14 protein-coding genes and 1 tRNA gene are annotated in these 26,027 nt (G+C 39.4%); 12 read left to right on the forward strand and 3 right to left on the reverse strand.

The features are described 5' to 3' along the window. Nucleotides 1–70: 70 nt before the first annotated feature. The 4 genes from EZJ28_RS08020 to EZJ28_RS08035 all read left to right on the forward strand — a co-directional run bounded on the left by EZJ28_RS08020 (nt 71) and on the right by EZJ28_RS08035 (nt 5,921). Entirely contained in the window at nt 71–931 is an 861-nt protein-coding gene (locus EZJ28_RS08020) for an aldo/keto reductase (RefSeq protein ID WP_131396637.1), read from the forward strand. Nucleotides 932–986: 55 nt separating this feature from the next. Beyond that, a tRNA-Pro gene (locus EZJ28_RS08025) sits at nt 987–1,060 on the forward strand. Nucleotides 1,061–1,480: 420 nt separating this feature from the next. After that, nucleotides 1,481–4,057, forward strand: coding sequence for an alpha/beta hydrolase (locus EZJ28_RS08030; protein ID WP_131396639.1), 2,577 nt, complete (start codon nt 1,481–1,483; stop codon nt 4,055–4,057). A 106-nt stretch (nt 4,058–4,163) separates the two neighbouring features. After that, nucleotides 4,164–5,921, forward strand: a complete 1,758-nt coding sequence (locus tag EZJ28_RS08035) for an alpha-L-fucosidase (RefSeq protein ID WP_131396640.1) — start codon at nt 4,164–4,166, stop codon at nt 5,919–5,921. A gap of 194 nt (nt 5,922–6,115) precedes the next feature. On the opposite strand, the gene EZJ28_RS08040 is transcribed toward EZJ28_RS08035, so the two are convergent. Beyond that, entirely contained in the window at nt 6,116–6,490 is a 375-nt protein-coding gene (locus EZJ28_RS08040; protein WP_131396643.1) for a PleD family two-component system response regulator, read from the reverse strand. Between the two features lie 330 nt (nt 6,491–6,820). Here EZJ28_RS08040 and EZJ28_RS08045 point away from each other — a divergent pair, with 330 nt between their 5' ends. Beyond that, nucleotides 6,821–12,760, forward strand: coding sequence for a HAMP domain-containing protein (locus EZJ28_RS08045; RefSeq protein WP_131396645.1), 5,940 nt, complete (start codon nt 6,821–6,823; stop codon nt 12,758–12,760). A 69-nt stretch (nt 12,761–12,829) separates the two neighbouring features. Here the strand turns inward: EZJ28_RS08045 and EZJ28_RS08050 are convergent, their stop codons facing one another. Together EZJ28_RS08050 and EZJ28_RS08055 are read right to left on the reverse strand one after the other, a co-directional pair. Further along, entirely contained in the window at nt 12,830–14,056 is a 1,227-nt protein-coding gene (locus EZJ28_RS08050; RefSeq protein ID WP_131396647.1) for a patatin-like phospholipase family protein, read from the reverse strand. An 86-nt stretch (nt 14,057–14,142) separates the two neighbouring features. Continuing rightward, on the reverse strand, nt 14,143–16,275 hold the full coding sequence (locus EZJ28_RS08055; protein WP_165499047.1) for a tetratricopeptide repeat protein: 2,133 nt from the start codon (nt 16,273–16,275) through the stop codon (nt 14,143–14,145). A 739-nt stretch (nt 16,276–17,014) separates the two neighbouring features. Here EZJ28_RS08055 and EZJ28_RS16225 point away from each other — a divergent pair. From EZJ28_RS16225 to EZJ28_RS08090, 7 genes are all read left to right on the forward strand, one after another. After that, nucleotides 17,015–17,683, forward strand: a complete 669-nt coding sequence (locus EZJ28_RS16225; RefSeq protein ID WP_131396651.1) for a TIGR02594 family protein — start codon at nt 17,015–17,017, stop codon at nt 17,681–17,683. A gap of 21 nt (nt 17,684–17,704) precedes the next feature. After that, a complete protein-coding gene (locus EZJ28_RS08065) occupies nt 17,705–19,228 on the forward strand; it encodes a hypothetical protein (protein WP_131396653.1) in 1,524 nt (507 codons plus the stop codon). 15 nt (nt 19,229–19,243) lie between these two features. Then, nucleotides 19,244–20,995: a hypothetical protein gene (locus EZJ28_RS08070; RefSeq protein ID WP_131396655.1), complete on the forward strand. Its 1,752-nt coding sequence runs from the start codon at nt 19,244–19,246 to the stop codon at nt 20,993–20,995. A gap of 15 nt (nt 20,996–21,010) precedes the next feature. Next, on the forward strand, nt 21,011–22,465 hold the full coding sequence (locus tag EZJ28_RS08075) for a hypothetical protein (protein ID WP_131396657.1): 1,455 nt from the start codon (nt 21,011–21,013) through the stop codon (nt 22,463–22,465). Nucleotides 22,466–22,474: 9 nt separating this feature from the next. Beyond that, a complete protein-coding gene (locus tag EZJ28_RS08080) occupies nt 22,475–23,797 on the forward strand; it encodes a hemopexin repeat-containing protein (RefSeq protein WP_131396659.1) in 1,323 nt (440 codons plus the stop codon). Nucleotides 23,798–23,850: 53 nt separating this feature from the next. Beyond that, nucleotides 23,851–25,080 (forward strand): hypothetical protein, encoded by a 1,230-nt coding sequence (locus EZJ28_RS08085; RefSeq protein WP_131396661.1) that lies wholly within the window; start codon nt 23,851–23,853, stop codon nt 25,078–25,080. Nucleotides 25,081–25,257: 177 nt separating this feature from the next. Continuing rightward, complete coding sequence (locus EZJ28_RS08090) at nt 25,258–25,956, forward strand: NUDIX domain-containing protein (RefSeq protein WP_131396663.1); 699 nt, start codon at nt 25,258–25,260, stop codon at nt 25,954–25,956. The last annotated feature ends 71 nt before the right edge of the window (nt 25,957–26,027 follow it).

The following is a 26,027-nucleotide window of genomic DNA, read 5'->3' on the forward strand; positions in this document are numbered from 1 at the left end:
ATAAATATGTAGGCCTTACCGAGCGTGGGAAAGGAGATTGGTGTTTTTATGATTCAAATAGAAAATCAACATGAAATTAAGTGATATAGAAGGAAGACTTAAACTTAACAATGGAGTTGAAATGCCCTATCTGGGTCTTGGGGTATATAAGGCAAAGGATGGGGCAGAAGTAATCAATTCGATCACCCATGCTTTAAGGAATGGATACCGATTGATAGATACGGCAAGTTTCTATGAGAATGAAGAGGGAGTGGGAGAGGCGATAAAAAGTTCCGGAATTCCAAGAGAAGAAATATTCGTTACCACAAAGATATGGATCAGTGATCAGGGAGCCGGGTCGGTAAGAAAAGCTTTTGAAGTCTCTTTGAAAAAACTCGGCCTGGATTATATAGATCTTTACCTGATTCATTGGCCTGTCCCGGGGAAATATCTTGAAACCTGGAAAATATTACAGGAACTATATACCGACGGGAAAGTGAGGGCCATTGGATTGAGCAATTGTCTTATACATCACCTGGAAAATGTAAAGAAACTTGGAGGAGTTCAACCTGCGCTTCTTCAAAATGAATTTCATCCGAGACTGTTACAGGAGGATATCCTGGATTACTGTAAAAATAATAATATTCAGTATCAGGCCTGGGCTCCTTTAATGAGAGGCGAAATTCTCAATAACGGAGTGATCAAAGATCTGGCTGATAAATATGGAAAAAGTCCTGCTCAGATCGTTATTCGATGGGACCTGCAGAAGGGAGTGGCGACTATCCCTAAAAGCGTTCATGCCGACAGAATTATTGAAAATTCCAGGGTTTTTGATTTTGAACTGACCGCTTCCGAAATGGGTATGATAGATGGCCTAGAGAATAAAACTCGTACTGGAGCCCACCCTGATGAGTTTATGGAATATTTCAGAAAAAAAGGTCTGAAACTTTAAATTCAGATTTCCTTTTGAAATTTAAAATAAAGCTGTTTAATTTGCAGTCCTGAATCGGGATGTGGCGCAGTCTGGTAGCGTATACGCATGGGGTGCGTGGGGTCGCTGGTTCGAATCCAGTCATCCCGACTTTTCAAAACGCAACTGACGTTTATTTAGTTAGTTGCGTTTTTTTATTGTGCAAGACATTTGTATAATACCTTACCTTTTATTTTATAATATCCCCTTTCCACTTCCGGATAAATCTAATCCATAGAATGGAACAGTTACTGCGTTAAATCACCCGGTTTTTTCAAATTATATTAGAAAAGGATTTATCGGGTAATTTTATCAGGAATTTTAAAGTAATAAGGATTCCCCATTCTCATTTGCACAATTAGGTGGATTAATTCTATGGCTAATATCAAAGTTATATTTCAGCTCTGAAGGTTAGTATGTGCATATTGTTTTAAAATGTTTTCTTTTTAATCTTAAAATGCTGATTTTAGAGACTTATCTAATTACGTCCGGTAGTATAGTTTTATATCGGGAATGTTTAAAAATTAAATTATGCGAATATTTTTTCTGTGTGTATTTCTATGCAATGTCTTAACAGTTTGGGCTCAGAAACCTAAAGGAAATATTGTTGAATATTTTGGTAAAGAGAAGGTTGAAGATATTCACGAAGGCGAATTATATCATGTATTTAAAAAAGCCTTAATTTTTAAAAAAGAAAACTTTCCTGAAGTAGCAGAAGCTGTAGTATATGACCCACTTTTATTTGAATATATAGGTGAAAGCAATAGTAATATTCAAGCAGGGAAAATTGCCGGCGAAAATTATAAGGATGAACCTGTGAAATGGGACCCAACTTCAGTAAATGATAAAAATGAATTTGAAGATTTGGGTTCTGGTTACCTTTACCTGGAATTCAATTCGGATACAGATTCAATAGTATTATTTGAAGCTTCAGGACATACGAATGTTTTAATAAATGGTTACCCGCATGAAGGCGATCATTATGACTTTGGTTGGAGTTTAGTGCCGGTTAAACTTAAAAAAGGTAAAAATGAATTCCTTCTTTCTGCAGGTCGCTTCCCTCGTATGCGAGCTCGTCTTATTAAACCTGCAAAGAAGCTCCAAATTACTCCGCGCGATATGACGTTGCCAGATATTTTGAAAGGAGAAGAAGAGAATTTTCCTGCAGCAGTCAGAATTGTGAACTCTGATAATAGAAGTATTAAGGATTTCAAAATTATCGCGCGAATAGATGGGGAAATGGTAGAAACTAAGATTGATGAAATTCCGTCTTTATATGTACGTAAAATCCCTTTTGAAATACCAGCACCAAAAAATATAGGGAAAAAAGAGAAGGTTAATTTGAATCTCGAGCTTCATAATTCTGAAGGAAAAATTATAGATACATATACTACAATACTTCCGGTTAAGTCTAAGTATCAGCATCATAAAAGAACCTTTTTTAGTGATATAGATGGGAGCGTTCAGTATTATAGTGTAGCACCATCTTTAGATACGATTAATCCAAATCAGGCCTTGTTTTTGTCCTTGCATGGAGCCTCGGTTGAGGCAGTTAATCAGGCAAATGCATACAAACAGAAAGACTGGGGACATATAGTTGCACCTACCAATCGGCGGCCTTTTGGTTTTGCCTGGGAAGATTGGGGACGTTTAGATGCTCTGGAAGTTCTTTCTCACGCCGAAAAGATGTGGAATACGAATCCTTCTACAACCTACTTAACCGGGCACTCAATGGGTGGCCATGGAACATGGTATCTTGGAGTTACATATCCTGATAAATTCGCAGCAATCGCTCCAGCCGCCGGATATCCAGATTTATTGGGGTATCGTGAAAGTTTTTTAAAAAGGATTTCTAAAAACCATGTAATGCTGGAAGAACGATTTAATATGAATGAAGAAGAATTCTTAGAAAAGACTAATCTTAAATTCAAATCTGAAAAAGAAGAGCGGATGAACGCCTTGATAAGGAGTGCTGGAAATACGAGCCGAACTCTAGAGTTAATAGAGAATTACTTGCATTTTGGTATATATGTTTTACATGGAGAAGATGATACAGTTGTGCCTACTTTTATAGCGCGAGAAATGAGAGAACGGTTGGGAGAATTCCATAATGATTTTGCATATTATGAATATCCAGAAGGCACCCATTGGTATGGCGATCATAGCATGGATTGGCCCTTAATTTTTGATTATTTCAAAGTTCATTCGCAAAAACCTCAGGAGGATCTGAAAAAATTTAAGTTTAAAACTGCTTCTCCTGGAGTTTCTGAGAAAGCATATTTTATAAAAATACTTCAACAGAAAGAACCATTCGAAATAAGTGCTTTTTCTTTTGAGAAAGACAGCACCATTTGGAATTTGACCACTAAGAATATTCACACATTAGAGCTGGATTTAAGAAAAATTCAAAATCGACCTACCTCTATTTTAATTGATGGTAATAAATTAGTTGTTCCCGATACAGGGCTGAGTCTAATTTTATCTGAAGATCAAAATTCATGGCAATTTACAAAGCGACCTGAAAAGAAGGAAAAAGGTCCCCACAGGGCTGGTGGGTTTAAAAATGTCTTTAGACATAATCCAGTTTTGGTTTATGCAACGCATGGAACAGAGAAGGAGAATGATTGGTACTATAATCGCGCAAAATATGATGCTGAGAAGTTTTATTATCGCGCCAATGGTGATTTAACATTAATTGCTGATTCTGAATTCATTCTTTCACAATATCCCGATAGAAACATAATTTTATATGGAAATAGCGACAACAATTCAGCATGGGATAAGCTTTTAAAAAAATCGCCAATCCAGGTTTCGAAAGGCAAAATGCAGTTTGATGAAGAGATAATAGAGGGAAGGAATTGGGGGAGTTATTTCATTTATCCAAGAATGGATAGCGAGATTGCCAGTATAGGAGTAATAAGCGCCACAGGTGAAGAAGGAATGAAAGCTGCCTGGGCCAATGATTATCTTTTAAATGGTACATTTTATCCTGATTTTATGATTTTTAATGGGAAATTGGGTCAGGAAGGATTAACCGGAGTAAAGGCTGCCGGGTTTTTTGACAATAACTGGAGTTTGGACAATGCTAAAATGGAATGGAATAAATAATAGCATTAGATTAATAGTGGATTTATAAAACTACCGGAATAAAATAATTAAATCAGTTTTGAAGAAGCCTAAATTAATTTTAAGTATCGCTATTGTAATAGCCCTTATGTTAGATTCTGTTGCTGCACAAACTAATGATGAGAATCTTATAAAGAAGCTGGAGAACCGGGAAAACCCTCAATGGTTTAAAGATGCAAAATTAGGTATCTTCATTCACTGGGGACTTTATTCTGTCCCGGCTTATGGAGGGAAAGAGTCTTATGGAGAATGGTTTTTAAGGGGAATTCAAACTAAGGATTCATTACGAACAAGTTTTCTGGAAAACACTTATGGAGAAGATTTTACCTATAATGATTTTACTAAATTATTCCGGGCAGAACTTTTTAATCCGGAAGATTGGGCGAAGCTTTTTAAAAAGGCAGGTGCAAAATATGTAGTTCTGGTGTCTAAACATCATGATGGTTATACTTTATGGCCAAGTAAATATAACCGGAACTGGAATAGTGTGGATACAGGCCCCCATCGAGATATTGTTAAGGAGCTTACCGATGCCGTTAGAGAGGAAGGGTTAAAAATGGGACTTTACTATTCCCTGGCAGAATGGAACCATCCTCTTCATCGATGGTATACAGATCCTCATGATAGCATACACGATTATGTTGATCACTACATGATTCCTCAGTTTAAAGAATTGGTAAGTACCTATAAACCAAAGCTTGTTTTCAGTGATGGCGAATGGTTTAATACAGCAAAGCAATGGCATTCTGCGGAATTAATCAATTGGTATTATGATCTAATTGGAGATGAAGCCATAGTAAATAATCGTTGGGGACGCGGAATTGACATTGGTTTCCTTACCCCGGAATATAGTTCTGGAATTATAGAAGTTAATCGGCCCTGGGTTGAAGTGCGGGGAATAGGACGCTCGTTTGGATTGAACCGGAATGAAGACCTCGAAGCATATGGAACACCAGCTGAACTTATAAAACGTTTTGTCGAAACTGTAGCAAATGGAGGTGGAATGATTTTGAATGTTGGTCCAAAGGCCGATGGTCAAATTCCTATGATTCAGCAGGAAAGATTGGTTCAACTGGGGAATTGGCTAAGCATCAATGGGGAAGCTATTTATGGTTCAAAACCGTACCAGATTCGAACAGTGGAAAAAGATATTAAAGTCTTGCACATTGATAAGGAAATAGATTTTAACTGGGTTCGTAATTCACCATTACCAAAAATTCGTGAAGATGATTTCTCTGCTCAGTGGGAAACCTATATGAAAGTTCCAAAAACGGGTAATTATACTTTTAAATTAAATGCTGATGATGAAGCTAGGTTAATTTTAAACGGGGATGTATTAATCAATCAAAATTTTTCTGGTAATGAAAATCAGGCTGAAGTTATGCGTGATGCTAGCTATAATGGGGGCGAAGCTTCTGTTTACCTGAATGAAAAAGAGGTTTATAGGCTAAAGATCGATTTTAAGGAGCATAAACAAAATGCACATATTCAGCTATTATGGAAACAACAAAAAACTGATTCATTTTCGGTAGTGCCATCCTCCGTGTTTTATCTGGATAAAGATCTTTCTGAATATGGTTTGAGTGCCTTATATCAATCTAAAAATACAAGTTTGGCGTATACACAAAATGAAGGGAATATTTATGCTATCAGTTTTTATTGGCCGGAAGATGAATTAATCCTGGATATTCCAAACCCGGGAGCTGGAACCAGATTAAAACTATTAGGTTTAGACCGGGAATTGGATTGGCGATATGAAAATGGAAAGTTGATAATCGATACTTCATCGATTCAATTTGATGAAATGCCAAGTTACCATGCCTGGACTTTTAAAATTCAAAAATGAGACATTTACTAATGATTTATAGCAATTTCAAAAGAAAGATTAAGGTGGGCTTGCTAGGAAGTGTTAGCTGCAGTTTTCTCAAATAAAAGTCAGAAACAAATGCGTGGCCTGGAGCCATAGAGAAAGCTACCAGCCCCTTATCTCATCGGAAATTTGTCTTCTGAAGTTAAGTAGTTTCCAGAAATCCAGTCCTTTTACTGCCCAACCTTTGCCATCTCCATAGTTGAGTGAATACTATTAAGAAAAGTATCTACTTCAAAAGGCTTTGGAATAAAATTATTTGCTCCGGCAGCAATGCAGATTTCTTCAGAGCCATCAAGCCCAGACATCATTAGTATGGGAATATTTGAGATACCATCGGTATTTCGTATGTCTGCACAGATTTCGGTTCCATCAATTCCTTTTAATAATTTGTCTAATATCACCAGATCAAATTTATCTTCAAGAAGATTTTCAATTGTTGTTCTTGGAAGTCTAACCAGACTTACCTCGTGCCCATGCATTTCCAGTTGGTCCTTAAGTATTAGTCCCAGATGGTAATCGTCCTCAACCAGTAAAATTTTGCTCATGTGTATTGTTTTGGTGAATTGGTGATTTTTGACAGATCTGTATTAAATAAGGAGGTTTTTATTAATATTACCTATCTATTTACAAAAGGTGTCTTTCCTTATTTGATAAAACTATCGCAAATATTTACCTATTTACAATTGTCTAACACTATTTCGGAATTCTAATCTGCGGCAAAAATAGGTTTAGTAAAGATTTTTCCTCAACTTTTCACATAAATTTCACACAACTTTTAGATATAAAAGGCTTTTTTTACATCCTGTTAAGATCAGACACCTACTGCATCTTTTCCCAGCTTACTTTATTTAGTTAATTAAAATTTTCTAATTAAAATGTCAAAAAAGACCACGTCCCCGAAAACAAAAAGTAAAACCACTACGAAAAAATCTACGTCTACAAAGCGAACAATTGTTAAAAAATCACGGAGAGTTCCTCATGATGAGATGTTCAAGGATAACGATTATGTCCATGAACAGTTAGATCGTCTGATCTTCGCCCTGGAAGCATTTAGGGAAGGTGATATTTCCGTCCGACTCTCAAAGGAACGCAACGACAAATTCGCTGATCTTGCAGAGGCCTACAATACGATGGTTGAAATGATTGGGGGTGTGAGTACCGAGGTATCACGTATCTCCCGTGTGGGTGGTATTGAAGGTAACCTTGACGCCCGTGCTGAATTTAAAGCTTCTAGTGGGGTGTGGAAGGACATGATCGACAACATTAACATCCTTATTGAAGCGATCGCGAAACCGGTACTTGAGGTAAGCAGGATCCTTAACAGTATTGCTGCAGGAAAACTGGAAGATAAATTCAGCCTTACCGTAACGGGTGACTTTAGAGCCATGGCCGATGTAATTAACCGAACCCTTGGCAGTTTGAACATTTTTGCCGAACAGGTAACCCAGGTGGCACGTGAGGTGGGTGTGGAAGGAAAACTTGGAGGACAGGCGAACGTTCCTAACGTATCAGGGACCTGGAAAGATCTTACCGATAATGTAAACCAGATGGCAAGTAACCTGACGGAGCAGGTAAGGGAAATTGCCGGGGTAACCACGGCGGTGGCCGATGGGGATCTCTCCAGAAAAATTACCGAAGAAGGAAAAGGAGGGGAAGTACTGGGCTTATCTACTACCATTAACAGGATGGTGGACTCCCTGAACATTTTTGCTGCTGAGGTTACCAATGTGGCCCGTGAGGTGGGTGTGGAAGGAAAACTGGGAGGACAGGCCGATGTACCTGATGTGGCCGGTACCTGGAAAGATCTTACGGTGAACGTAAACACGATGGCCTCGAACCTAACAGCTCAGGTGCGGGAGATCGCTGAAGTAGCGACTTCCGTTGCGAATGGTGACCTTTCCAAGAAAATTTCGATCAACGTAAAAGGGGAGATCGCGGAATTAAAGGATACGATCAACCAGATGGTGGACTCTCTGAATATCTTCTCAGACGAGGTAACCCGTGTGGCCCGTGAGGTGGGAACTGAAGGTAAACTGGGAGGTCAGGCCGAAGTGCCCGATGTGGCAGGTACCTGGAAAGACCTTACCGATAATGTAAATACCATGGCGAGTAACCTTACCAACCAGGTACGGGAAATTGCCTCGGTAACCACAGCGGTGGCACAGGGGGATCTTTCACAAAAAATTACCGAAGAAGGAAAAGGGGGTGAGGTATTGATCCTTTCCAATACCATCAACAGCATGGTTGACTCGTTAACCTTATTCGCGGCCGAGGTAACCCGTGTGGCCCGTGAGGTGGGAACTGAAGGTAAACTGGGAGGTCAGGCAACCGTACCTAGTGCCGCCGGTACCTGGAAAGATCTTACTGATAATGTAAATATAATGGCGAGTAACCTTACCACCCAGGTAAGGGAGATCGCGAATGTAGCGACTGCGGTAGCGAATGGTGACCTTTCTCAAAAGATCACCATTGATGTAAAAGGGGAGATCGCTGAACTTAAGGATACGATCAACCAGATGGTGGACTCGCTGAACATCTTCTCTGACGAGGTAACACGTGTGGCACGTGAGGTGGGAACCGAAGGGATTCTGGGAGGTCAGGCGAAGGTGCCTGATGTAGCGGGAACCTGGAAAGACCTTACCGATAATGTGAATTACATGGCATCGAATCTTACCACTCAGGTGCGGGAGATCGCGAATGTGGCTACCGCGGTGGCAAAAGGGGATCTTGCCCAGAAAATTGCCATTGAAGCCAAAGGGGAGATCGCGGAGCTTAAAGAGACCATCAACACGATGGTGGACTCGCTGAACATCTTCTCTGATGAGGTAACGCGGGTGGCACGTGAGGTAGGTACCGAAGGTATTCTGGGAGGTCAGGCAGAAGTTCCAAACGTTGGTGGTGCCTGGCTGGAATTGACAGAGAACGTAAATACGATGGCCTCGAACCTTACTACTCAGGTACGGGAAATCGCATCGGTGACCAAAGCGGTTGCGAATGGGGATTTATCTAAAAAGATTTCCGAAGAAGAAAAAGGGGGAGAGGTACTGGAACTCTCTACTATCATCAATACGATGGTGGACTCCCTGAATATTCTTTCTAACGAGGTAACTCGTGTGGCACGTGAGGTGGGTACCGAAGGAATGCTGGGTGGTCAGGCCGAAGTGCCAAACGTTGGTGGTGCCTGGCTGGATCTTACCGATAACGTGAATACCATGGCAAGTAACCTTACAAGCCAGGTGAGGGAGATTGCCAACGTAGCGACAGCCGTAGCGAACGGTGACCTTTCAAGAAAGATATCCATTGATGTAAAAGGGGAGATCGCAGAACTTAAGGAAACCATTAACCAGATGGTGGACTCGCTGAACATTTTCGCCGCGGAGGTAACGCGTGTGGCACGTGAAGTGGGTACCGAAGGTAAACTGGGTGGACAGGCCAAAGTACCGAATGTCGCAGGTACCTGGAAGGGATTGACCGATAATGTGAACACGATGGCTTCCAACCTTACCACTCAGGTACGGGAGATCGCCTCGGTAACCACAGCGGTTGCGAATGGTGACCTTTCACAAAAGATTTCCGAACAGGGGAAAGGTGGAGAAGTACTGGAGCTTTCTACTACCATTAACATCATGGTGGACGCCCTTAACATATTTGCAGATGAGGTAACCAACGTGGCCCGTGAAGTGGGTACGGAAGGTATTCTTGGAGGCCAGGCTGAAGTGCCTAACGTAGCCGGTTCCTGGAAAGATCTTACAGACAATGTGAACCAGATGGCAAGTAACCTTACTTCCCAGGTACGTGATATTGCGGGAGTATCTACGGCACTTGCACGAGGTGATTTCTCCAGAAAGATTGATGTAGAAGTAAAAGGGGAAGTTCAGGAGCTTAAAAATAACATTAACGCGATGGTTGACTCCTTCACCACGATTGTAAAAGCAGCAAATACCATTGCTGAAGGGAATTTCTCTATAGAGATGCCACTGCGTAGTGAGGCCGACCAACTAGGGATCGCCCTGAACTCGATGACCGAGAACCTGAAACGTATTTCGGAAGAGAATGAGAACGAAGCATGGATTAAAACCGGGCAGGCCGGACTTAACGACAGGATGCGTGGAGAGCAGGATATTCTTACTCTTTCCAAAAATATTATTTCTTATCTCACCAAATATCTGGATGGGCAGGTTGGTGTGATTTATCTGGCTGAAAAGCATAAAGATAAAAAGCAATTAAGAATGACCGGTTCTTATGCTTTCACACATAGAAAATCACTGAAAACCACATTTGATTTTGGAGAAGGACTTGTAGGGCAGGCTGCTTTAGAGAAAGAAGCTATTGTACTTTCAGGCCTACCCGAAGATTATATAAGTGTTTCCTCGGGTCTTGGGAAAAGAGAACCCAGGCATATTCTGGTCCAGCCTTTCATTATTGATGGCGAGGTTAAGGGAGTGATAGAAATTGGTTCATTCAAGTCTTTTAACGATAACCAGCTGGAACTGGTACGTTCAGTAGGAGAAAACATAGCAATTACTACCAACTCTGCTCTGGATAGGGAAAAAATGAAAGATCTCCTGGAAGAATCACAGCGACAGTCTGAAGAACTGTTGAAACAACAGGAGAAATTAAAGATACAGAGTAAGGAACTGCAGATGGCCAATGACGATCTTGAATCGAAAACGAAAGATCTCGAGATGCAGAAAGAAGATCTGCAATCCAGCAGGGTAGAAGTGGAACGCAAAGCGAAGGAACTGGAACTTGCCAGTAAATATAAATCAGAATTCCTGGCAAATATGTCCCATGAATTGAGGACACCGCTAAACAGCCTTCTGATTCTTTCTAAGGATCTTAGCGATAACAGGAAAGGTAACTTGTTCAAAGATCAGCAAAAATCTGCGAGCATCATTTATGAAGGTGGTTTGAGCCTGCTGAACCTTATTAATGATATTCTCGATCTTTCAAAAGTGGAAGCAGGGAAACTGCAGATTCATCCCGAAGAAGTGCCAATCGAGAGCATTATAAATAACCTTCAGAATCAGTTCGAGCCATTGGCAAAATCCAAAAAACTGAAATTTGCCATAAGAACGAAGTCTAATGCACCGGAAAACATTATCACAGATGGGCAACGACTGGAACAGATCGTCAAAAATCTGATTTCAAACGCTATCAAATTCACGGAAAAAGGATCGGTCAACGTTTCGATAGGTAAACCTGATGAAAGTGTAAGTTTTAGGGAAATCACTCTTTCAAGATCAGAGGTTCTGGAAATTTCGGTCCAGGATACCGGTATAGGTATTCCCGAAGCGAAAAGGATGATGATTTTTGAGGCCTTCCAACAGGCCGAAGGAGGAATTAGCCGCCAGTATGGAGGTACGGGCCTGGGCTTGACAATTTCAAGAGAGCTATCAAGATTATTGGGCGGGGAGATACATATTGAGAGCGCTGAAGGAGAAGGTAGTGTGTTTAAAGTTTATATTCCCACAGATCTTACCAGTGCTCCCATAACAGAAAAAGACGACGCTATTTCCTCATACCAGCGAGCGAAATATGAGAAGTCCCAACATAATGGAAACCGGGAGTTGCCTGAACCTAAATCGGCCGATATTCCTGAGTCCTATATCCCTGACGATAGGGAAAATATGAAGATTTCAGATTATTCTTTACTGGTTATTGATGAAGACAAATTTCTTGCACAAACTGTCAGGAAATTAGCTAAGGATTATGGCTTTAAACTGCTTTTTGCAAGGGATGGAAAAGAAGGAATGAAACTGGCAGCCCAGTTTCAGCCAAATGGTATCCTGATGAACGATCAGTTATCAGACATGAAAGGGAGCATCGTACTGGATCATCTGAAATTCAATTTGCAAACCAGGCATATTCCAGTTTATCTAATGGCAGCGGAAGATCTAAGTCGCGAAGCCCTTGGTAAAGGTGCGATAGGTTTTGGTTCAAAACCTGTCTCCTCTAAAAAAGTGGAAGCCGTTATACAAAAGATGCAGGATTTATACGATTCTGAGGTGAGAGAGGTATTGGTTATTGAGGATGATAAGGCCACCTTAAAAGCAATTAAAAGCATTCTTGAAAATAAAGAAATAAAGATATCTACGGCAACCACAGGGAAGGATGCCTTAAGAAAACTCAGATCCAAGCGCTTTGATTGTATGATTCTCGATCTTAAATTACCTGATATTAGCGGCATTGAGGTGCTGAAGAGACTAAAGGCCGGTGAAAAAGCAAATGATGTTCCTGTCGTGGTTTATACCGGTAAGGAACTTACAAAAAAGGAAGTAAAGGAACTGTATCAGTTTACAGACAGCATCCTTGTGAAGGGGGCTTCTTCACCAGAATTTCTATTAGAAGAGGTTTCATTATTTATACATTTTGAGGAGAGCAAGTTCTCACCCGGACAAAAAAAGATAATGGCCGATCTTCATGACCCAAAGCATGTATTAAAGGGTAAAAAAGTTCTTCTTGTAGATGATGATAAACGCAATTCCTATGCGCTATCCAAAACTTTGAAAGATTCAGGGATGAAGGTGGTGATAGCTGATAACGGAAAAATAGCGATAGATAAACTTGAAGAAGAAAAGGATATTGATATCGTATTAATGGATGTGATGATGCCGGTTATGAATGGTTATGAAGCAACCACAACGATAAGGGAAAACCCAGCGTACCGGGATCTGCCTATTATTTCCCTTACAGCGAAGGCAATGCCTGAAGATAAGGCCAAAAGCCTGGAGGCCGGGGCAAATGATTATCTCACCAAACCGGTGAATATCGATAAGTTGCTAAGTATGATGAGATTGTGGTTATACAAATAATTTAAAACAATACCACATCCAAATAAGAACCTGGGAATAAAAGGATCGTGCGATAAGGAGGAAACTGATTTATACAACTAGTTTCCTTCTTATCTCCTTATATTCTTCCCAATTGAAATCATAGAGGAACCTTATTGCCTTTTGGGCTCCCAGAAGGAATAGTTGCTGTTGTTTCTCGGGTGACATTCCAAAATTAAGCCAGTTGAATTTTTCATCGGCATCGATTTTACAGATCAGCCTTTTGTAATCAGGATTTTGTAGGATGAAATCATAATCGTGAATTTGTCGCATGGTGCTGATCATAGACCCACAGAAATCGAAGAACCTGTCATTATTGGAATATCTTTCGCGATAAGTACTTAATCGCACGCCAAAAGTAGGGCGGGAGGGTACTCCTTTAATATGAAAAGTATTAATTGGAAAATTAGATAACATTCCGCCATCCACAAATTTGACCCTTTCAGGAACTTTACCATTATAGCTAACATATTCATCCCATTTAATATCCCCAATATTACTCGCATTTGGCAGGTCATCAACTTCATAAGGATAGAATAAAAACGGAATGGACATAGATGTTCTCACGAATTTAACCGGATCTATAGCTTCCGGATTTTTCCAGTAGAGATCGGCCATTTTGGGAAATTCAACTTTTGATCGGGTGGTGATCTCAGAGGTTATGATTGAAAGTCTGGGAGGTTTAGCCCTGTACTCGGGATCGTTGCGATGTTTTATATTAGGAATTTGTTCCCTTTTTTGCTTCAGGGTTTTAAGATTACTTACTCCATGAGAATGAAGAATCTCGCTCAGCCAGGCTTCAAAATCTTTTCCTGGATTTAATCCCAGTTTATATTTTAATTTAAGAAAAATAGTGTAAGCATTGAAAATCACATTCCATAGTATCCCTTTTTCTCTCGTAACAAGTTTGTGAATGAGTTTCTTAACACCTTGCGGGCCATCCAGAAAATCAAAGAAGTTCTTTTCTCCAAGAATGTTTATAATCTTTTCTGATGTAGGTTTCCCCGGTTTGGCCAGAGAAGCCATTAGAAGGCTGTTGATAGACCCGGCAGAGGTCCCGGCAAGGCTGTAAAACCGTATTCCGGCCTTTTCCAGAATATAAGTATAGCCCAAGAGGGCGATACCAAGTACGCCACCTCCTTCCTGTACCAGATCAACATATTGATAACCATTTTCATCTGTAATATCAGAAAATATGGTTCCTTTTGTCTTTATGGAAACAGCCTCCTCAACAAGTTTTTTAATGTCAGGATCGTTTAAAAATCTATTAGAGATCATCAGGGGGTTTTGCAGGTCAAGTTATGTTTAATCCCATTTATGCCCTAGGGGGATTTTCCCCTTTTTGCCTGAACTGTTTCCTGAATTTAATTTCGAACAGGACTTATGTTTCCCTGTTTAAGTTGCCTTGAAATATCCTGATACCTACTATTTTGAGGTGCTATTTGTAAAAGTTTCTCGATGGTATTGACGGCAGCATTATTATGACCGGATTTTATTTCACCAAGCAGTTTCACATACAACAGATTTTCATCCATGGGAAAGGACTTTAAAGCCTTTTCCAGAACCGAAACCGATTCCAGGTGCTGACCATTTTGCTGCAATATGAGAGCATAGTTATAGCAGGCTCTCATTAGAGGAGTTTCCAGCCCACAGGCTTTGGAAAGGTACTCCATAGCTTTTTCGGTATTGTTCGTTTCATTATACAGGAGTCCCAGCATATAGTAACTTTCAGCAAACTGTGGTTCCTGTTCTATAACCTTTAGGTATAATTTTTCTGCCTCTGCTACCTTTCCCTGTTTATAGAACAGGAGGGCGAGGTTCATTCTGGAAAAATTATAATGGTCATCAATTTCAATAGCTTTCTTATATGCGTTCAGCGCTTTTTGTATTTCTCCTGTAGCTTCATAATAGGTACCCAGTTGATGTTGTCCTGAGGGAAAATCTGAATTCATATTCAAATAGTCCAGGTATTCATTTTTAGCTTTCTGAAAAGCTTCTTCATTCTGGGCAGTTTTGTTCTGTAAGGTAAAATACCTGGCTGCATTCATTCGTACCAGCCTTACCGTATCATTAAGCAGGTTATTAATATAAGTCCCAAGCTCGGGATTTGAAAAATTAGTTAAGGCTCTTACCACTTCATTTCTTACAAGGGCAGAAGAGTCTTTTCGCTGGCTCTGTAAAAGTTCCAGGTCCTGTGGAGAAAGAGGAGTGTTTACGAACTGTCTGATGGCTGTGGCTCGTACAATAGCCGGAAAATCCGGATCGCTTATAAGTTTTTTTAAAGCACTGTGGTCACCTAATTGGCCCGGGATGAGATAATCTGAAAAATGCTCAGCTCTTTCTTCTCCGTACTGATCTACAATAACCTGACTTGCCCATTCGGCTGATTTATCTTCGTGACAGGAGTTACAGGCATTGGGTGTTCCATATTTTACCGTTTGATCCGGCCTTGGGATCCTAAAGCTATGGTCCCTTCTGAAATCGTTCCCCATATAGATCTTTCCGGTCATATGGCAGTTGACACAAAGTGAGGCATCAGTACCTTCTTCATGAAAATGATGTGAAGGTTCATCATAACTTTTTTCATGACAACTCAAACAGAGATCATTCCCGGTTTTTCTTGTTTTAGTGGTATGAGGGTCGTGGCAATCTGTACAGGACACCCCCGAATGATACATTTTACTTTGAACAAATGACCCATATACGTAATCTTCATCTTTTATCTGTCCATCCCTTTCATAGGTAGGGTATACAAGCAATTCAGGATCATAATGATCAACAAAATGACCCTGATAATCAAAGTAATCAGTAAGCTGAGATCTTCGTGAATGGCAGCGTGCACACTTATCTACCACTTCTTTTGAGGACATATCAGTTTCCATATAAAGAGAAGGAGGATCTGAGCTTTGTTCTCCATTTTTATAATAGTTCACATGTTCACTGGCGGGGCCATGACAGGCTTCACAACTCACATTAATCTCACTGTATTTTGTGTTGTAGATTTCGGTTTCAGGATCAAAGTTCTTTTGAAGGTTGGTAGAGTGGCAGTCTGCACACATGTTATTCCATCTCATGGCACCTCTGCTCCAGTGCATCCATTCGTTATGCCTTATATCCAGTTCTTCCTGAAGGGCAAACCATTTATCCTTATTTGAGTCCCACGCTGTAAGCAAAACCTGATACTGACCTTTAGGAAATTTCACGAGGTATTGCTGAAGAGGTTCCACACCAAAGGTATAATCAACTTTATAATCATGATATTCACCATCAGGACCTTCAGTATTAACCATATAATCCTTTCCTTTTTTAAAAAAACGGGTGGTAATTCCTTTATGGATAAATTCAGCATCATTAAAGTCTCCAAGCACAGTGCTGCTATCTGCAATTTTCATGGCAAGATCATGATGAGAACCTTCCCAGTTATCATATTCTTTCTGATGACAATCAATACAAGATGAAGACCCTATGAAATTACCGTAATGGGTTTCAGTTTTCACAGGGTTGGTATAAACATCTTTTTTGTCGTTTTTACAGGCCGGTAAAAAAAATAATATCAGGCAAAAGAAAGGTAAAATTGATGTAAAGCGAGATTTTAAAAAATGGGGCAGGTTGGAAAAAAAATTCATAAGGCTACTATACATTTATCATGCAGACAGGTTAAGCTTCAAAGTATATAGCCAGGGTTTTTAGCTAATGTTTTGAAAATAATAATTTTAATAAGATGTTTAGTTGCCGTGAGAATATAAATCTTTTTATAGCTTGTTAAAATATCAGGCAATAAATAAGAGAAATAAATTCCCTCAATTTATATCTGCTTTACTCGGTTAAGCAAATATAATAAACGTTCTTCATACGCTTGTGAAAAATATCCTGTAGCTTGAATTATTTTTTCAATGTTTAGAGTAATTGATTACTCAGTCAATATTCAGAATATATCACTGGAATCATAATTCTTTATTCCTCTCGGTCTGCAGGATATTCGCAGGAATCATTGAGATTTCAGATGATTCCCATTCGTTTTATTTTCAAATGTAATTTATTGTGTATCAGGTAATTGTGATTTGTAAGCAAAAATATTATTGTGCGTATTATCTTACAATTGAATTTGAATTTTCTTGTGTTTTTAATTAGTAAAACACAGTAAATCAGGAACTTAAGTTCTATAATTGTAAATTAATCCCTAACTTTAAGTCCCTACTCGCCCCACTTTTAGTCGATTAATTTAAACCACTCACCATGAAAAATCTACTAAACATTGCAACGGCGGAGATCGGGGTCAAAGAAATCCCGGGTAAAAAATCAAATCCTAAAATTCTCCAGTACGCCAAAGATTGTGGCTTCAGTAATTATACTAACGACGATGCGGCCTGGTGCAGCCTTTTTATGAATTGGGTAGCTTATAAAGCGGGACTGGAACGCACCAACAAATTATCAGCCAGGTCCTGGTTGAATGTAGGGATTCCAGTAGAGAATCCGGAACCAGGAGATGTAGTTATTTTCTGGCGTGAGAGCAGAGATTCATGGAAAGGCCATGTAGGTATCTTCACAGGTATTTCTCAAAATTCTTCCAGAATTTATTGTCTTGGCGGTAATCAGGGAAACCAGGTATCAATAACCGCTAAATCCACAGATCGTATTCTTGGTTATCGTCGTCTGCGACCGGTTGGTCGCCTCAACTTCACAACCAAGATCTTAAAGAAAGGAGATACCGGTATAGAGGTAGTTCAATTGCAGGATGCTCTAAAACAGTTAGGTTTCAATTGTGGAACCTCAGATGGGATTTTCGGTCCCAAAACCGAACAGGCCCTGAAAGATTTTCAGGCTACAGATCGCTCTTTAACTATCAGTGGAGTACTGGATCAACCAACCCGGGAATTTCTGGTAGAGATCCTCAAATCTAAGTAACAAACCAAAAAACTTAATATTATGGCAAAAGATGTATTGCCCGATCAACTGATGAACTCAGTGCTCGGAAAACTCTATGATGTATTGACCAACGGGGACGATGTTGCCCCAAAATCAGAGGATAATTATCTCGCCTGGCTTTCAGTGGGGATGCCGTATCCTCCTGAAGAACTTGATTTTCTTTCTACAGGCCTTACAGGAATTGTACGTGAACCTGAACGCCCGGAAGGCGAGGAGGGTGAGCCTCCTGCAAAAAAGACACCCGAGGAAATTAACCAGTTACTGGCCCAGGATGTTAACAGGAAATATATGCAGGCTGAAAATCTTTCACGACTATGTGATATGGTTCCAGATACCAGTGGTGTAACCGGTGATGTTACCATGAATGTTTGGCATCAGGAGAATACATTATCTCAGGCCTACAATCATATTTTGAAGTTTAGCCAGGTTGCCAATTTTGAGCCTGATGAAAAGACCAAAGATAAGATCAAACGGCTTAGGGGCTTATTACAAGAAAAGAAGATCAAAAAGAATATCGTTACCGAAGAGGAGGAAGAAGTGCTGGAAGAAACTCCCCTGGTAAAGATGTACAATGAAAAGATGCAGAAATGGATGAATGAAGCCCTGGAGTATAATACTCACCGCGTGAATGCTCTGGCCGGAAAGGACCCTGCAGCCGTCCATTTCTGGAGTCTTAATGCTTCCATTCTTCGCAGTAAAGTACAGGCAGCAAAGGCTGACTGGGTGACGAATGGCTTTAAGGAAGAGTACGACCAGATTGCAGCATTTATTTCACAGGTGGAAGGCCGAAGCATGTTAACACTAAAACAACAATATATAGATGATGTTGAAAAAGCCAGGTTAACCGGGCTTGCTTCCGGATCGGATTTCTATTATACAAGTCTCTTGCCTGGAGGATTCGCAAAAACGGATAATGGCTGGACTGAATTTTCATTTAGCAGCAGTGATTTTAAATCTAACTATAAATTCGACTCGAAGAAAGGCGGCGGAGGAGGCGGACTAAGCCTTGGGTTTTTTACTGTAGGAGGAAGTGGTAGTTATGAAAAGCAGAAATCCAACCGTAAAATTGATACATCCAGTTTTAAATTGAATTTTAAGATTTGTCAGGTACCAATTGTTCGTCCATGGTTCAACGTAAATTACCTCACCAGTAAATACTGGCGGTTTGATGAGAATAACCCTGAATTCAAAGATAATATGGTTTCTGATGGCGGTTCTCCTCCAGATGGAATGATTCCAGCATATACCACCACGGCCTTATTTGTGAAAGATCTTTTTCTTCATTTCGGTGAAAGTAACAGCGAGTTTACTTCTGAAATCGAAAAAGCCAGTGGGGGAGGCTTCGTTTCCTGGGGGCCTTTTCATGCAGGGGGAAGATATGAATCTTCAAGTCAGGAACGTAATGCGGATGTACATAGAGAGTCTCAGGGTATCCGGATCAAGGGAATGCAACTAATTGGTTTTAAATGTCATATTCTTCCAAAGTCTCCAGATCCTAAACCTGATGTAAAGGAGTGGGTATAATTTTAAGCTTAACCGATGTCTGAACTATTGACCATATTTAAACAAATCGAAGAGAATTTTTACAGGCAGTTTCCGGAGCAAGGGGAAAATAAAGAATATGAACTGATATTTTCCCCCTTTTCTACCGGTTTTGATTATGATGATTTCTTATTCCTGGATGCTACATCTTCCCATGAGCAGGCTGAAAAATATGTAGATGAACTTCTTGAATTCTCTGAGATTGCCAATACTATCCCAAGGCAGGATAATTTCTGGACGATCTCAGGAGATCAGCGGGATTACTTATTTAATCCATATAAGAACATTCTTAGGAGTTTAAGATTGCTGGATACCGATACATTGAAGCCGGAAATGTTATATAAACATCCTCTTTTTAAAAAGGCACTCAAAGTAATAAGAGAACCTGAACAAGGAAAATATAAAGCATTTTTTGAGCTTAATGAAAGATTAACCAGTGAGATTGAAGAACTGAAAAAATCTTTGAATGACGAGAATCGTACCACGGTTGATCTGGAAATTAAATTGAAAGAGGATAACTTAAAAGCTATTAGTTCAAAATGGGAAACAGAGGGAGCTAAAGATAAGGTGGAATCCAAGATCCTTGAGATTATAAAAGATGAATTCAAAAGGTTCATTTTGGACCTTGATGAAGTAAAGGCACAACTTGACTCGTCTAAAAGGAGCAGTGCTAATATGAATAGGGAATTCTACCTTACCAGTTGTTCTCCTAACAATCTTTATAAAGGGGAGGAGCTGGAATGGACCAAGGTGAGTCTTAAGAAGTCAGAAATTCAAAGACTTTTAAAGAATGTGAAGACCGAAGAATATCAGGAGGTTTTTGGAGATTCAAATTTGAACGGTTTGGAAATCGATAGAATTGAGTATGAATTGTTATTTGTAAATGTCACACGGGCCTGGTTTGATCCAAATTTGTTGCATAAGCCTTACTGGGATATTAATATTCTAAACAGGGAAGAGATCGACATACCTCGGTATACTCAAAAACTCATCTTTATTCGGAATGTTGATATTCAATTGCCCCGGGAATCTCAGAAGAACCGGCAAATTCTGCAAAAGGCCAATTTTGAACATCTGGGACCTTTTATGATTAATGCAGGACAGCTTAAACAGGGGAAAAATATTCGATTGAACTCTGTTAATAAAGCTTTGAAGATAGAACGGAAAATGGTTTTCAATGTCTCCTCTAAAATCCATGAGCAGAAAAAAGATAATCACCTGAAGACTGGTGTCCTGATAAATAAAAAACAACAACAGTTTGCTCATTTAGCTCCCCAACTAAGAGATAGAGGAAAAAAGAATCCTGCAGCACAGCATACCAAACCTAAGCTTCATACCATTAAGCCAATGATGCTCAAGGCTAATTTTATATTCTTTAAGCCAATTAAAGTTCGTTTACAGTTTAAAGATACTGAGAAGCATACTGCAGTGATTCCCGATCTTTCTTCAGTAAATGTTTTACTTAAAGAAAAACCTGTAAAAGCAACTTTTATACAGGAGGGTAGCGAGTTGGTTACCAATTTGAACAAGGGTCAAACATATACTTTGGAGATCAATGTTGAAGGTTATGAGCCGGTGAGGACGCAACTGGCAGTGACACCCCCCGAAAATGTAAAGGAAGTCTCAAAGACAATATCTCTTCAGGCTAAAGTGGAAGAAGAGCTCCCAGAATCCTTTCAGTTGATCGGTGTGGTGACAAGGCAATTGGGGCCTTATCCCAATCCTATAGAACAGGCAGATTACCTGTAATTTAAAATAAATATCATGGCAGCAAAAAAGACAGGTAGTTCTTATTCAGATAAGAACTATCCTAAGAAGAGTCCTTCCTCAAAAGGGAATGATTCTAATAAAAGAGATTATACGGAAGAGGGAGCTGGAAAGGATACTCAGTCGCAGAAAAACTCCGTTTATAACAAATCTTCGGAAAAGGATTTTTATGAGCCTTATGATTATGATCATCAAAAAAATCGAGATAAAGGATATTATGAAAAAGAAGAAGCATATAGTAGGGAGAAGGATGCAACGGAGGATTTTGAGGATAGCAAGGAAAAATCCTCCGGAACATCCTACCAGTCTTCTAAATATCGAAATCAGAAATATCCGTATTCCGATAATTGGGAAAAAGACACTCCCTTTGATGGAAATCAGAAAGTGGATCCGCAGATTGAGGGAAATGAAACTCGAATGGATGGATCAAAGCAGCCAGACGGACAGGATAATACTAAATTCGATATGGTTTTCACCGAAGAGGAAGTTTATGGAAATGTCTTTGACCCGCCGGCACGTGATGAAATTTATGAAAAGGATGAGCCGGATACTGACCGATCAAACGATGAGCCCATTGTATTCGGATCCCTTTCAGAAACCCAGATTAACAGGGTTAAAGCACGATTTAGAATTCCTGAGAATGGATTCCTGGTGGAGACAAGACGTGGATCTGTTCGCAAGAATTTAGAAGTGGAACGAATTCGTCAATTAAGCGAGCTCTTTCAGGATGAAGAGGTCCGAAATCATATTCGTGATACCCTGATCTTATTTACAAATGATACCGATGAAAGGTCACGGCAGGATCGTTCGCAAATAGACCTTGCCTTGGTACTGGCAGTTGCTATAAGGGAATCCGGGGTGCGCACAAGCCTAAGCCGGTCTAATCGGAGGATTGTGAGTGCGGGTAGAGATGCGCATACAGAAGGGAGGTCGGGTCTGGATTGGCTTTACGATTACAAAAGGTTTTTTCCTGTAAGCATTCGTAGTGAAATACATCCTGTGGTTGGTAATGATCAGGCTCCCGGATCTTTTCGAAGGGAGGTACATCCGGCCTATATAAGGGAACGTGACCTGCTGGCTGCTTTTATTGTAGAGATCCGGCAGCGATACCGGAGGTTCCTGCGGCGTTTTCAACATCATGAATTCAGAGATTTTTCTGAGGCCCAGCAGCAGTCTTTGCTTAACCAAATGAGTAATGACTCCAGAAGAGCCTGGACCCAGGCTGCTTTTGGAAGCAAGCTTACTCATCTTTTAATAGAGGTAAGAGATGGGCTACTTCGTCCAATGCTTTCGGGAACACCCTGGGAGGACCTATTGAACGATGACCAATTAAATCTCAATGCTATCATTACGAATGATGACCTAATGCCAGATAATTTAAGCAGGCAGCGATGCCGTATTTCGGCTGCAGAAGCAATGCTGGTGGAGGAATTGATAAATCAACAATTTTAATAAAGTATTATGAGAGCCTTAATTCAATCGGCTATTAATGGACAGGAGAAATTTAAAGGTTTTGCTTATTTGTTCCATAATAGTCAGTACATAAAATACGACTGGAATAAAGATCAGGTAGTTCCGGGATATCCTAAGAATTTATCACTTTGGAAATTGCCGGGAAATTTTAAAAAGGGTATACAGGCAGGGATCAATGGAGAAAAAGGGTTTAGCGGTTTTGCTTATCTGTTTCGAAATTCAGAATATGTAAAATATGACTGGAAGAAAGATGCCCCAGTGCCTGGATACCCAAAGGATCTGACCCTTTGGAAAATGCCGGGGAAATTCAGTCGACAAATTGATGCCGCTTTAAATGGGCGTGGGAAGTATGCAGGATTTGGATATTTGTTTTCTGGGGGTGAATACATGAAATATGACTGGACTAATGATCGGCCCGTGCCGGGATACCCAAAACCTATAAGCTTATGGAATTTTCCTGATTCTTATAATAATGGTATAGATGCGGCCTTAAATGGAGATGGGCGTTTCAGCAGATTTGCATATTTCTTTAAGGGAGATTCTTATGTTAATTATGATTGGCAAACAGGAAAGACTTCCGGGAAAAAGTCTATCAGGAAATTATGGGGACTGGGTTCTATTTGGCAAGGGACCGATGGGGAACCTGTTAATAAGAAGGCCTTGATTGTATTCATTGAAAACACCGGCCAGCTTCCGCTTCCTTCCGGAACTCCAAAATGGATTGAAGAGAATTTGGAAAAGGTTGCAGATACTTTGCTGGAAGGAGCTGAAAAAGCCATTAATGATTTTGAAGATTCAAAAGGCTCTCATTATGATGAGGTAATTATGCTGGAAGATGAAACAGCAACTTTTAAAGAGCTAAGCCATCAACTTAGACATTTGGCAAGAAAAGGCTATGAAATAGATATTATCATACAGGCCCATGGAAATGCCAGTTCATTTTCAGGATTTGAGCATGAGAGGATTACCAATAAAAATTTACTGTCCATTTCTAAAGATTATGGTAGTCAATTGCCTATTCGTGTAGTATACCAGATGAATTGTAATGGTTCAGGATTAAATGATGAGTGGCGCAAAATAGGTGCTGAGGCAGTTTCTGGAAGCGATAGGATGAACTACTTTCCAGAGCCTTTAATGACACTTTTTTGGAGAAAGTGGAAAACCGGAAAGAGTTTCGGTGATTCCGTGAAGGGAGCTTATGATGATTTAGGCAGATATCTGGGACCTATAAAAAGTTTTATTGATGCCGTTGAAGATGCATATAATGAGAGTAAACCAATTATTGACGGCAAATCAAATGTCCATATTTAAAATAATATTAACCTCCTGGCGGCATAAAGCTTAAAGAATAAAATTATCAACCTATGAAAAATATAATTTTATTATTGTTTTGGCTGTCATTCTTTGTGGCTTCAGGTCAGGAAACAAGAAGGCAACTCAACCAAAAGATCAATAGTTTACCTGCAACTCAAAAGGTGAAAGTTCAGGAATATGATAACACTGAAAAAAAAGCAGAGGAGGTTGTAAATGCTGGGTCATTTTCTCTGCCTGAAAATTTTACCAAGTTACTTATAGCTAAGTATGATGATCAAATTAAAAAAGTCACTGAGCCTGAAAAAGAGAAAATGGAGCGCAAGTTCAATCTGAATATTGCGAAGAACCATTTGAAAATTATTCCGGAGTATTATGTTTTCTCTCCAAATGGGGCGAATGAAGAATTAATTGTGACCCCTGTAATTATTAATTCCAGGCCCTTAACTTATTACAAGGATAAAGGTTACGAAGCTGAATTAAATTTTATAATGTACTCTGAAAGTGGGGCTGAAAATGGACAGAAAATTAAGAATCCTATTCATCTTGAGATAAAATCCCCAATTCTTCAACCCGATCCGGAGCAATTATCTATTGAACATGTTAATCTTCCTTCAACCAGGGTAAAAGTATTTGCGAAATCGGCTAATGATTCTGTAGAACTTCGTATAATCACAAATAGTAATATCCCTGATGGCTACCCTTATTTTTTGAAAGTTACACCAGTACTCCAAATAAGTGCGAACAGAAGTAGCATGCAAGGTTTGGGTATACAGGAAATTCCTGTTTCGGTTCAGTTTAAAGGCTCAGGTAATTCCAAGAAAGAAGATGTAATAGTAAAGAGTAGTAGTGGAATTATAGAACCTAGCTCCTTTAAATTGGCTTATAATGAAATAAAAACGGTTAAGTTGAGGTCTGAAGGTTTGGATAGTATAAATATCCAGGCCTCCACCTCTTCTTCAGAGGTTGCAATACAAGACTCAAATGTTATAGTTATCCAACAAAAATTTCCATTTACCTTCCTTATTTTTTCGCTGATAGGTGGTTTGATAGGAGCACTAATTCGTTTCGGTTTTCAAAGAAGTAAGGAATATCCATGGAAGTTATTTATGGCGGGAATATTAATGGGTTTTTTGGGAGCTGTTCTTTATTATGTTCTGGGAATTAATTTTTTTAAAATGGAAATGAGTAATGTCTTCAATGAATTTGCCGTTTTAGGTTTTAGTGCACTTTGCAGTTTGCTTTTAAAGCCTTCACTTATTGGAGCGAGAGTAATAAATTAAAATAAAAGTTTCGTTTTCGTTTCTGAAAAAACTATTACCTCTTATGTAAGGTAAAAAATACTGACTTCACAATTCATATTTCGCTGCGAAGAACTGTTGTTTTCTAACTGTATTTTCAGATTTCCATATTTTTGTTAAAATAATTATATATTTAGTTTCGAAATTACCTACCCTTTCATGAGTAAAGAAAAAGACTTTTACACACAGGAGGACAAGATGTATGTTGCTACCGATTGTGTGATTTTTGGATTCGACGAAGGAAATTTAAAACTACTTATTTTTAAAAGAAGAGTGAAACCCTTAATGGGAACCTGGTCTTTGATTGGAAGTTTTGTTAGAATCGATGAAGATGTACAGGATGCGGCCAAAAGGGTTTTAAAAGAAATCACCGGCCTGGAGGGTGTGTTTATGGAAGAACTAAAATCCTATGGAGATGTAGGTAGGGATCCAGGATATAGATGTATTTCAATTGCTCAGTATGCCCTTATCCGGATTGGAGAGTATGATAAGGAACTGGTGAAAAGGCATGGTGCCGACTGGTATGATATTGACGAAGTTCCCGAACTTGTTCTGGATCATAATCAGATGGTGAAGGATGCCCTTGATAGAATTAAAAGAAAGGCCAGGTATAAACCAATAGGATTTGAACTTTTACCTGAAAAATTCACTATTCCCCAACTTCAAAGACTTTATGAAGCCGTATATAGGAAAGAACTGGATTCGAGAAACTTTCGGAAAAAAGTTTTATCCTTAAACGTTTTAATTAAACTTAATGAAAAGGATAAGTCAACTTCCAGAAGAGGAGCTTTCCTGTATAAATTTGATTATAAGAACTATCATAAGCTTCTGAAAGAAGGTTTTAATTTCGAAATTTGATAGTCATTTATAGTTTTTATCCTGGTAATTCCAGGTTTAATAAATAAAGTAAATGATTTTCTCTGTCGGAA

Origin of the sequence: Gramella sp. KN1008, assembly GCF_004332155.1 — a bacterium.
GTDB lineage: Bacteria > Bacteroidota > Bacteroidia > Flavobacteriales > Flavobacteriaceae > Christiangramia.